Below are 10,263 nucleotides of genomic sequence, written 5' to 3'. Positions count from 1 at the left end.
TGTCAGATTTTAATGACTAAATTGGCGGATTTTTCGGGAAATTTTAGTTTATTTCCCTATCCCCCTATCCCCCTATCCCCCTATCTCCAATAATCGTTAACTTATTAAAGTTTGAAACAGCCCTGCCCTTAAAAAAGGGGGACGAGCGAGTATGGCTCCCCCCTTTTTTAAGGGGGGCTGGGGGGGATCATAATCTTGCGGAAAACTTTGAAAACACGCCCTAGGGGGGCGTGCGCCATACTGAGAATCAGCAACGCCCTTAATCTTCCTAGTTGTTTATCCTTCTAGAAAAGTACCATAATCTGAGTGTGAGTTCCCGCTTCCTATACTATGGTTTTGCTTGAGCAATTACGAGCCAATGATTTGGAATACTACTGTCGTGCTAATCTCAACCTCTATGATTCGCCCAACTGTGAGAGTTTGACAACACAAGCAGCCACCGGAAGGCACTTGCGGGTCTTGTCGGTCCCACCTGTCGGTAATGCCTTAGAGGTGCGTCTGTGCGAAGATAACTATTCTGGTTGGTTGCCTGTGTCGGATTTGGCTGTACTGGACATAGCTAAGACTCCTTATCGCCCCATTTCTCTGTCTCCAGCTCAAATCCAAGCACGAATAAAAGCGGTGATTGGGTTTACTAAAGCAGCAATGCACCAAAATCCCTACTACCTTTGGGGGGGTACAGTAGGTCCCAACTATGACTGTTCAGGGTTGATGCAAGCAGCGTTTGCAGCATCGGGGATTTGGTTACCCAGAGATTCCTATCAGCAAGCAGCTTTCACCCAAACCATTAGAATGGAGCAATTACAACCAGGAGATTTGGTCTTTTTCGCTACCGCCCAAAAAGTGAACCATGTAGGATTGTATCTAGGTAATGGTGATTACATTCATAGTTCTGGCAAAGATCATGGTCGTAATGGGATTGCAATTGACCAACTTTCAGAACAAGGGGATGAGATAACAAAGTATTATTACCGACAGCGCTACGGAGCTGGGCGAGTTGTGGCAAGTTATCAGCCCTAGTCACTTAGCACAATTATCTAGCACAGTGATCTAACACAATTATCTAGCACAGTGATCTAACACAGTGATCTAGCACAGTGATCTAACACAGTGATCTAGCACTGTACTGCTCATAGAGTTGATCCCAATCAGACTTTCTGTGAAGCTCTCAGCAGGGCTTCAGGGGAAAAGACTAACAAATATGACCACAAAATATCCTCACAATTTCCTTTCCTCAGAGAAATATTCTGAGCTTTCTAAAATACTCCTGGTGATGATCTTGTGATTATACTGATTATTGAGGGAAGACTGTGGGTAGATGTATCCCTAGCTTATCTGTAGAATTTCTGACGGATCGAGCCCAGCAATGAACACCACTCAGTCTCACATAAACAGTACTGAAACAATGGCAGAGGGAGAGTCCGCCCTAAAGATCTTGTTTTCTTTATCACTTGATCTATTATGCACCTTTGGTCAAAACGGATATTTTCAACAAATCAATCCGGCTTGGGAAAAGGTTCTAGGATGGACTTGCTCCCAATTGCGATCGCGACCTTGGATTGAGTGGATTTATCGAGAAGATCGGGAATTTACTCTCAATGCCCTTCGTGATTGTGGTCACGGAAAACTAGTCGAATATCGGAATAGAATTTACCATAAAGATGGTAGCTTGCGTTGGCTGGCTTGGAGAATTTCACAGGATGAACAGGGTCTTATCTATGGTGTTGCTAAAAATATCACTAGCATTAAAGAGCTAGAATCTGGATTGGACGATGGTAACTCTACTGGCTGCTATGAAGGCAGTAAGGGCTCTGAAAATCTCAATCCAGATGATCAAAACTTAAAAAGTTACTTTGCTTTATTAACCGCATGGCTTTATCGCTATAAAGCGGTTAGTCAAATCAGTGGTCAGCTGCTCTACGAATGGAATACCCAGACCAATGAATTGATTTGGGGTCACAATATTGAACAAGTATTGGGTTATTACCCAGGGGAAATCGCCAACACTGGGCAAGGGTGGGATCAGTTAATTTATCCTGATGATTTAGAACGATACCGACACATCATTGAACGGGTGATTGTCACTAAGGAGCCTATTGATCTTGAGTATCGGATGCGTAAGAAGGATGGCACGTACATCACTGTTGAGAACAAAGGACAGTTTTACCTAGATAGTGCCGGTAATCTCAATCGTCTGGTGGGGTTAATTGTTGACATCACGAAGCGCAAACAGGCAGAAGAGGCATTACGCCTGAGCGAAAAACGATTTCGGCTAGCAGTGGATAATTTCCCCGGTACATTTATGATATATGATGCCCAGCGGCGGCTCCAGTTTATCAATCAACAAGGGGTTAAGCTAACTGGAGTGTCTGATTCACCGCTACTGGGTCACACTGACGAGGAAATCTATCCACGTGTATTTAAGGATATCTATGTGAAACTCCTACAAAAGGCTGTGGAAACCCGTACACCACAAGTGGAAGAACTGACTCTGACTTTGCCAGAGGTTGGTGAACTCACTGTCCTCGCTACCTATATTCCCCTGCTAGATGAGCAAGGAAATATTTATCAAGTTATCGGGATTATCCAAGATACTACCCAGCGCAAGCAGGCAGAGGTAGAACTACGGCAAGCCTATCAGCAATTGAGACTAAATACAGCAGCGGCTTTAGACGAGAAAGATGCCCAATTTCGACGGGTGTTTGATGAAGCACCTATCGGAATGTCACTCTCAGATTTGGATTATCAGTTTATTCAGGTGAATCGGGCTTTGTATGAAATGCTCGGATACACCAAGTCTGAACTAATGGCTCTCAATGGTTTGGCAATTACTCATCCTGAAGACCTAGAACAAGCCCAGCCTTATATTAGGCAGGTCATACAAGGAGAAATTGATAGTTTTAAGTTAGAAATACGTTACCGCAAAAAGAATCAAGATACCCTCTGGGGTAATTTAACCATGATGGCTATGCGAGATCAAGCAGGAGAAATCCTGTGTATTTTGAGCATGGTTGAAGACATTACAGAACGCAAGCAGGCAGAGGAGGCGCTACGACATAGTGAAGAACGATTTCGTGCCATCATTGAAGATCAAACTGAACTGATCTGTCGGTTGAAACTTGATGGCACCCTAACGTTTGTCAATGATGCTTACTGCCGCTATTTTGGCAAAGACCGCTCTGAATTAGTAGGGAAAGTATTTTTGCCAAAAATGCCTCCGGAAGACGAAGACATTGTTACCCGGAACTTCCGTTCTCTTTCTGTAGATAATCCGATTAACACTTACGAACACCGAGTTCTTCTCGACTCTGGAGAAATTCGCTGGCAGCAGTGGAGTGATCGAGCTATGTTTGATGAACATGGCAACTTTCTCGAATGCCAGGCGGTGGGAAGAGATATCACTGAACTCAAGCAAGCAGAAGCAGATATTCGTAAGGCATTGGTTAAGGAAAAAGAGCTGAGTCAACTGCGTTCAGGTTTCGTTTCATTAGTTTCTCACGAGTTTCGCACGCCTCTGACTACCATTCAATCTTCTGCTCAAATGCTGCAACGCTATGAGGATAAATTGTCCCCTGAGAAAAAACTGAAGCACCATGATAAGATTCAGCATGCTGTGCTCCGGATGACTCAACTTTTGGATGATGTTCTAACGATTGGGAAAGCCGATGCGGGTAAACTCAAGTTTGAGCCAGCATCCATGGATTTAGTTGCTTTGTGTCAGGACATACTCGAAAATATCAAAATTAACCTGGGTTCTAAGCATAACCTGATATTCATTACTCATGGGTGCTGCCAAGATGCCCTAATCGATGAAAGACTTTTGAGTCATGTCGTTAACAATTTGCTGTTAAATGCCATTAAATATTCCCCAGAAGGAGGTACCCTCAAATTTGAACTCAATTGCGATTCTTCGACCGCAGTAATCCAGGTTCAAGATCAGGGGATCGGCATTCCTAAAAAAGACCAAGAGAAACTCTTTGAGTCCTTTGAAAGAGCGAGTAATGTTGGCAGCATCCCTGGTACTGGACTGGGTTTAGCGATTGTCAAAAAATGTTTAGACTTGCACGAGGGTACAATTGCTGTAAACAGTGAAGTTGGGGTGGGAACAACATTTACGGTTACCCTACCGCTGCACTTGGCTACTGACCAAAATAGGGAGTAGGGAGTAGGGAGTAGGGAGTAGGGAGTGGCGTCCATAAAATGGAATGTACCTCATAAGTATCAGAAACGCTATATACAATGGTTGATCGCCTTTGGCTCATTATTAATTATTAATTATTGCTAATTAATATAGCATTATTAAATGAATTGTGATAATTTTTGATGCCATATTCCCTACTCCCAGATCCGCTGTTCCCAGATCCGCTGTTCCCTTTGCTATACATAATTGAAGTCTTCTGTATTCCTAATTCTCAGTTCGGTTGACAATCAACGATCAACAATGACCCCTCAGCTTTCTCTCAAATTCTTGCAAGTTCAGGAAACTAGCGAGTCTACTGGTTCAACTCCCAGTTATCGCCTTGACAGCTATATTGCCCAACAAACACCTGACTTGTCTCGCTCTCGTATCCAGAAGCTGATTGAACAAGGCAACGTGCAAGTGAATGATCATGTGTGCATCTCAAAAAAAGCTAAAGTTCAGCTAGGCGATCGCATATCCCTAACCATACCTGACGCTAAACCCCTGGAATTACAACCGGAAGTCATCCCCTTAGACATTCTTTATGAAGATGAGGTTCTGATTATTATCAACAAACCGGCTGGTTTGGTAGTTCATCCCGCACCTGGTCATGAAAGTGGTACTCTTGTCAATGCCCTTTTAGCCCACTGCCCTAAACTGACAGGTATTGGTGGTGTTCAGCGTCCAGGCATTGTCCACCGCTTGGATAAGGATACAACTGGTGCAATTGCGATCGCAAAAACTGACCAGGCTCATGGACATCTACAAGCTCAACTCCAAGCCAAAACTGCTCAAAGACAATATTTAGGTGTAGTCTATGGTGCTCCCTCTGCTGAGTCTGGCACCATTAACCAACCGATTGGACGGCATCCTGTAGACCGCAAGAAAATGGCTGTCGTGCCAGTAGAAAAAGGGGGACGCCCAGCGATTACCCATTGGCAAGTCCGAGAACGACTGGGCAACTATACCCTGATCCATTTCCAATTAGAAACTGGTCGCACCCACCAAATTCGTGTCCACAGTAGCTATATTGGTCATCCCATTGTTGGAGATCCCGTTTACAGCAGTGGTCGTTCTGTCGGTGTCAATCTACCGGGTCAAGCACTTCACGCTTGGCGGCTACAACTAAAGCATCCAGTTTCTGAGGAGTGGATTGAGTTTGTTGCCCCTCCCCCCCTAGCTTTGATCAAACTCTTAGAGGTGCTACGACTTCGCTTCAGCTAGTTCCTTTTGCGGAGATTGCTGAGCCCGATATGGCACTAAGGATTCGTAATCGATGTTCAAAGCTGACACTCGTGGGATAGTGTTGCCTTGGGGAGACAGATCCCGTGCCATGCCCATATACAGAGACGGATCCCCTAACTTGGCCTTCTTGTCTTGTGGCACGTAACTGCGCACCTGGGTCTGCCAAATGATTTGTGGGAAGCCCAGTACTGCACGGTAGTATTCGTTGTAACGTGGAGATTTGATGTTGAATGGTATTTCACCCTGAGACCGACCGGGAATCACTCGACGCCGTTGATAGGGGACGGTGTTGTACCCAAAATTCTCCATGTACTCTTCGCTGTCGAGAAGTTGATCGACGAAGCCTTGGATACCCTTTGTGGCAATTATAACTGCCCAGGCTAATTTTTCTCTTTCCCCATAGATATCACGTCCAAGCACCCGCTGCACGCACTGCTCTACAACGCGATAGTTGCTGTTTTTGTCATAGAAGCTGGTCTTGAAGGTTTCAGAAAGCAACAACCCACGAATGAAGTCCCGCACTGTGATCTGACCGAAGCGGAGTTGGGACTCCAGGAACGGTTCACGATCCGAAGCAAAGGCATGGAAGAAAATCTGACGGTATCCTGCCTCGATTAGGGCATCCATGTCTCCGGGGGAGAGCAAGTTTTCAGTGGAATAAATTCTGGGTTGCTCTTCTCCTGGTATCTCATACCCATCTATGCGCGCATTCTGCGTCACAGGGGCGTAGCCTAGTAAAGGAATAGCCACGTTTTTATCTCCGTATTCTTAGAAAATCTTACAAACCTTAATCAAATATATAATGAATCCCGTGTCAATCTGTAAAAAAATTATAGTTTAATCGATATTTCAATCTCTAGAGCGACCACTGATAGCCGGGACAGCAGTCAATAGTCAATCGTCAATAGTTATGGGTTAATCAACTAACCCTTTTCTTGCTTTTGTGATTACTCTGTGTGATTACTCTGTGTGTCCCCCTTTAACTTAATCACCTTAATCACTAATAGGTTATTAATTTTGATTAATTAAAACGTTACTCAAAGCAATAATTTTTAATATTTATTAAAATAGCCCGAAATAATTAGACCAAACAATTAGACAATAGCCGATCGCTCCTAGCATCCATACCCCATCCAAAAAGACAGTGAATTAGTCTTGGATGGACACTCTGGCCAATCCCGCAGGTAAGTTTCGAGATTTACCTGCCAACGTGGGGGTTTTAATCCCAGACCCAAACAGAGATGGGAAATGACCTCAAAAAAACGCTGATCGTGACCAGGGGCACCTAAATGAGCATGGGCATATTCATGGATGACAATACTTAACCAATCAGACCGTGCAATGCGTCCGACATCAATTAATATCACCGCCGGAGTGGCTAAGATGTTGCAAAAGCCATCAATACCAAACTTTTCCCCTAAAGGGGTTGCCAAAATCCGCATTGGGCGGCATAGGGAATCATGATAGCAGCTATGACAGGCGTCTAAGCAAGTCTGGAGTTCTCCATTAATGGCATCAATGTGATTGCCAATCCAGGTATAAATGCGATCGCGTTCTTTAGCATGATCAGTGATCTCTACCATACTTGGGTCTAAAGCCAGCTGACCCACCGCATTCAGATACTGGTAGCCCCGGATTAACGGATCATCGCTGATGGTGGAATCACCACCCCAAGATTGAATAATACTCTTCCGGTGCCAAGACATTTTGTTGTTGTTGAGATGTCACCCCAATATTAGACCCAGTATTAGCCCTATTCTCTAAATTCTCTAGATTAGAGTCAATCCGGGTTTCGATGCAAAATGATGCGCTGCTAAATCCACCAAAACGTTTCACTATACTTGTACGCATCCGCCGAGATGGAGTGATAAAGGAGAAACGCTCATGAGCACTCATGGTTTCATATTCAGTAATCAGCACTAGCCCATCTTGAGCATCCATCTGATAAAGACCAGCCACTGGCATGGTTTCCGCGTAACCTTTTTCCCGCAATAACTTCCCATGTCTAGGAGAATCGGCATCTGGAACCACCACCATCACCGTCGAGTCTTTGTGACCCTCATCAGTCTGATCCCAAGCCATTGTACCCTGCCAACTGACCAAAGCTCCACCTGCTGCCAAACTTGGGTTAATCTTATGAAGCTCACACAGCTCAATGACTTGGGGATGATCAGCCTTTAAGGTGGCTACATTGATATCCAACTCTCCCTTCTCTGCTTGTCGGAAGGCTAGGTGGTGGGTTGTGCGTTGCGATCGCCAGTTGCCAGCACTGAGCTGGAAAAATTCCATGGCATCAATAATTGGATCCATATTATGGTATTTGGTTTACCGAGTTTTTACTTAAATTTTACTTAATCTTGAATTTTTGCATATTCCTGAGATTTTTCCAAACAAGGGATCCATGCCCAATCCATCAGGATTTCCGCTGCTACGCTACATATACTGATACTAAATGCAATTGTGCCACTATATAGTTGGGTTTGGCCTCAGGTTTGGCGTAACTATGATGTCCGAATAATTACTCTTAATCGAAATCACCCTATCACTCCGTTACACCATCAATTTTCTTTATTATCGGTATTCAATCGGACTTGATCTAAGTCCATCAGACATACAGGCACAAGGGCAAATCATCGCTTTCCGGATTTTTATTACAATTTGTATCTTTAATTACTTATTGCTTGACAGAATCGACAGTATTTTATATGTGTGTTAGATTGATTAACAACGGCCAAAAAAAAGAGCAGTCGGAACACTCGTCCGCCTGCCCTAATCAACGTATGTAAGCTTAGGAGTAAACCTATGGAAATGCCTGGAAAGCTAAGTTTGGAACAACAGTTCCAGATGAAAATCTACCAAGACCAAGTCAAGCTGTTGAGCCAGGAGGAGGCTCAGTCCTATCTCTTGGAAGTTTTGCGTCAAATGATGGTTAAGGAGAATCTATTCCGCCATCTACTCAAAAACGCTTAACTCTTAATTAGCTGCGAAGGTTTCACTTTGCTTGACTTGTTTTAAGGGGTGCCTCAGTCGTACCTACATTCGACGAATCTACACTGGCATGGGAACGCCTATAATCTAAACCTTCGCTGCTGATCTGAACCTGCTAATAGCCATCGTAGCGCTTCAGCCCTGGCCGCGCTACTACCATATGATAGTATATTTTAGAAATTTCGACTTAAGTAGGAACACTGATATAGTTAGGGAATTAGATAGTCAAGGAATACTTACCAAGAACTCTTGGCTGTTAATGGCTGGAATTTACAATCTTGAATTAAGACTAGGAACCAGCTTGCATATTGCTGCTCTTAAGCTACCTCCGAATTCTAGCACAGATGATAGGATTCGGAGTGCTCGATTTTTACGTCACTTGCCATTATCCTCCCTTTCAGGTCAATCAGGACTTAGGCAAAATTGGGCAACCAACCCGTGACAAAGTACTTCATGTAGGGTGGGCAGTGGCTCAGACCGATTGATCAAGTTGGCCAAAGGCTTGCTAAGCACTGCCCACCAAAGAGCTAGATGTAGGGTGGGCAGTGGCTCAGACCGATTGATCAAGTTGGCCAAAGGCTTGCTAAGCACTGCCCACCAAAGGATTAACCCTAGGAGCCATTACTAATTCTCCTGAGATCCTCGCAAGAAGGGGATTTGCGCCAAGAGTTAGCCCAGGTCTCGGGGGTGGTAGGGAAAGGGGTGAGAATAACAGTACCATCAGGACCAATCAGCCAACCCTGAGCTTCCACAATCCGCCGCCTTGGACCCTTTCGAGCCGACTCCTCCCTAGCAGCCGGAGAATGACGTTGACTCTGATAATTTTCTGTTGCCGAGTTATCTAAGGTTACCCAATCTGCTATTACAGTTCGGCTTATGATTGGGTCAAGGGGACTCGGAGGTAAGCCACCCCGTCCAGTAATAATGAATTCATCCCCTTTGGAATCATCCGATGCCACTTTGACAGTGTCAGCACAGGTAGCGGCAATCAGTCTAGATGGGTCAACTACAGTAGTGGGTAGTTCTACTAAACCCTGAGAGGGATTAACCCCAAGGATGTTGATTTTTATGTCACCGTCTACACCACGCTCAGAACTGGCGGTGATATCACTGAAGTTGGTTGGTTGATCCGGAAAGTTGAACCCAAAGATGCCTTGAGCGGTAAGTGTAATATTACCACCCATGCCATCAAAGGCATTAGCGGTGATGTCGCTATTTTCTTCCAGGAAGGCAACAATTAAATCAGCCTCAATGGTGATATCCCCACCATCTCCCCCTTGCTTTTCGGTACCTGCGGTGGTGGTGATTTTACTACCGTCACGCAATAGTAATAAATCCTGTAGGGTCAGAGTAATATTGCCACCGTCTCCACTAACAGTTTGAGCAGAGATATTACTCTTGTTTTCTAGGGAGATGGAGTCAGCATTAATTATTATTGTTCCGGCATCGCGAGTGCTGTTACCTTCCGTATTGGTACGAATACCTCCTTGGTTTTCCAGCACTAGAGATTTAGCATTAATTGTTATTTGTCCAGCATTGCCAGTACTGTTATCTGTAGTGTTGGTACTGATACCACTGTTTCCTTTGAACTTAACTGAATCAGCAGTAATTGTTAAGCACCTAAACAAAATTAATTACATATTCTTCCCCAAAATTGTCAAGCACTTTTTTGAGATATTCAAGAAAGCTTTTCCAGTTTTCGTAAGCATCAATTTCAATCCAATCATACTTAATAAATTTCCAGAAAATTTCAATTAAGTTGTGCTTGGGTGAGTAAGTAGGTAACCAAAATATATCTAAATTATTACCTTGCCATTCTTCTAATTTTTCTAGGATTTTATTGCTTGTGT

11 protein-coding genes are annotated in these 10,263 nt (G+C 44.1%); 5 read left to right on the top strand and 6 right to left on the bottom strand.

What is annotated here, in order from left to right:
* The first annotated feature begins 330 nt into the window (after nucleotides 1-330).
* Together F6K51_RS33480 and F6K51_RS33475 are read left to right on the top strand one after the other, a co-directional pair.
* A complete protein-coding gene (locus tag F6K51_RS33480; RefSeq protein WP_293029216.1) occupies nucleotides 331-1,020 on the top strand; it encodes a C40 family peptidase in 690 nt (229 codons plus the stop codon).
* A gap of 346 nt (nucleotides 1,021-1,366) precedes the next feature.
* Entirely contained in the window at nucleotides 1,367-4,162 is a 2,796-nt protein-coding gene (locus F6K51_RS33475; protein WP_365940490.1) for a PAS domain S-box protein, read from the top strand.
* On the opposite strand, the gene F6K51_RS33470 is transcribed toward F6K51_RS33475, so the two are convergent.
* Complete coding sequence (locus F6K51_RS33470; protein WP_293029213.1) at nucleotides 4,140-4,262, bottom strand: hypothetical protein; 123 nt, start codon at nucleotides 4,260-4,262, stop codon at nucleotides 4,140-4,142. The two genes, F6K51_RS33475 and F6K51_RS33470, sit on opposite strands and share 23 nt — an antisense overlap.
* Before the next feature lie 179 nt (nucleotides 4,263-4,441).
* Here F6K51_RS33470 and F6K51_RS33465 point away from each other — a divergent pair, with 179 nt between their 5' ends.
* Nucleotides 4,442-5,404 (top strand): RluA family pseudouridine synthase, encoded by a 963-nt coding sequence (locus F6K51_RS33465; RefSeq protein ID WP_293029210.1) that lies wholly within the window; start codon nucleotides 4,442-4,444, stop codon nucleotides 5,402-5,404.
* Here F6K51_RS33465 and F6K51_RS33460 read toward each other — a convergent pair.
* The 3 genes from F6K51_RS33460 to F6K51_RS33450 all read right to left on the bottom strand — a co-directional run bounded on the left by F6K51_RS33460 (nucleotide 5,384) and on the right by F6K51_RS33450 (nucleotide 7,723).
* Nucleotides 5,384-6,175 carry a phycobilisome rod-core linker polypeptide gene (locus tag F6K51_RS33460; protein ID WP_293029207.1) on the bottom strand — a complete coding sequence of 264 codons (792 nt, stop codon included), beginning with the start codon at nucleotides 6,173-6,175 and terminating at the stop codon, nucleotides 5,384-5,386. The two genes, F6K51_RS33465 and F6K51_RS33460, sit on opposite strands and share 21 nt — an antisense overlap.
* Before the next feature lie 365 nt (nucleotides 6,176-6,540).
* On the bottom strand, nucleotides 6,541-7,131 hold the full coding sequence (locus tag F6K51_RS33455) for a hypothetical protein (protein WP_293029205.1): 591 nt from the start codon (nucleotides 7,129-7,131) through the stop codon (nucleotides 6,541-6,543).
* A complete protein-coding gene (locus F6K51_RS33450; protein ID WP_293029219.1) occupies nucleotides 7,088-7,723 on the bottom strand; it encodes a phycobiliprotein lyase in 636 nt (211 codons plus the stop codon). The genes F6K51_RS33455 and F6K51_RS33450 overlap by 44 nt, the downstream gene beginning before the upstream one ends.
* A 504-nt stretch (nucleotides 7,724-8,227) precedes the next feature.
* Here F6K51_RS33450 and F6K51_RS33445 point away from each other — a divergent pair.
* Entirely contained in the window at nucleotides 8,228-8,395 is a 168-nt protein-coding gene (locus F6K51_RS33445) for an NblA/ycf18 family protein (protein ID WP_293029202.1), read from the top strand.
* A gap of 362 nt (nucleotides 8,396-8,757) precedes the next feature.
* Nucleotides 8,758-8,898, top strand: a complete 141-nt coding sequence (locus F6K51_RS33440) for a hypothetical protein (RefSeq protein ID WP_293029199.1) — start codon at nucleotides 8,758-8,760, stop codon at nucleotides 8,896-8,898.
* 126 nt (nucleotides 8,899-9,024) lie between these two features.
* Here the strand turns inward: F6K51_RS33440 and F6K51_RS33435 are convergent, their stop codons facing one another.
* Complete coding sequence (locus tag F6K51_RS33435) at nucleotides 9,025-10,041, bottom strand: S-layer family protein (protein ID WP_293029196.1); 1,017 nt, start codon at nucleotides 10,039-10,041, stop codon at nucleotides 9,025-9,027.
* The coding region (locus F6K51_RS33430) for a transposase (RefSeq protein ID WP_293029193.1) at nucleotides 10,034-10,263 on the bottom strand (230 nt) is incomplete at its 5' end. The genes F6K51_RS33435 and F6K51_RS33430, both read right to left, overlap by 8 nt.

The organism is Moorena sp. SIO3I8 (assembly GCF_010692325.1).
Lineage (GTDB): Bacteria > Cyanobacteriota > Cyanobacteriia > Cyanobacteriales > Coleofasciculaceae > Moorena.
This window is presented reverse-complemented; position numbering and strand designations above follow the sequence as displayed.

Coding starts and splice junctions, on each gene's coding strand:
- F6K51_RS33470 (WP_293029213.1), bottom strand. CDS start 4,262: ATGAGCCAAAGGCGATCAACCATTGTATATAGCGTTTCTGATACTTAT.
- F6K51_RS33465 (WP_293029210.1), top strand. CDS start 4,442: ATGACCCCTCAGCTTTCTCTCAAATTCTTGCAAGTTCAGGAAACTAGC.
- F6K51_RS33440 (WP_293029199.1), top strand. CDS start 8,758: ATGATAGGATTCGGAGTGCTCGATTTTTACGTCACTTGCCATTATCCT.
- F6K51_RS33480 (WP_293029216.1), top strand. CDS start 331: ATGGTTTTGCTTGAGCAATTACGAGCCAATGATTTGGAATACTACTGT.
- F6K51_RS33455 (WP_293029205.1), bottom strand. CDS start 7,131: ATGTCTTGGCACCGGAAGAGTATTATTCAATCTTGGGGTGGTGATTCC.
- F6K51_RS33445 (WP_293029202.1), top strand. CDS start 8,228: ATGGAAATGCCTGGAAAGCTAAGTTTGGAACAACAGTTCCAGATGAAA.
- F6K51_RS33475 (WP_365940490.1), top strand. CDS start 1,367: ATGAACACCACTCAGTCTCACATAAACAGTACTGAAACAATGGCAGAG.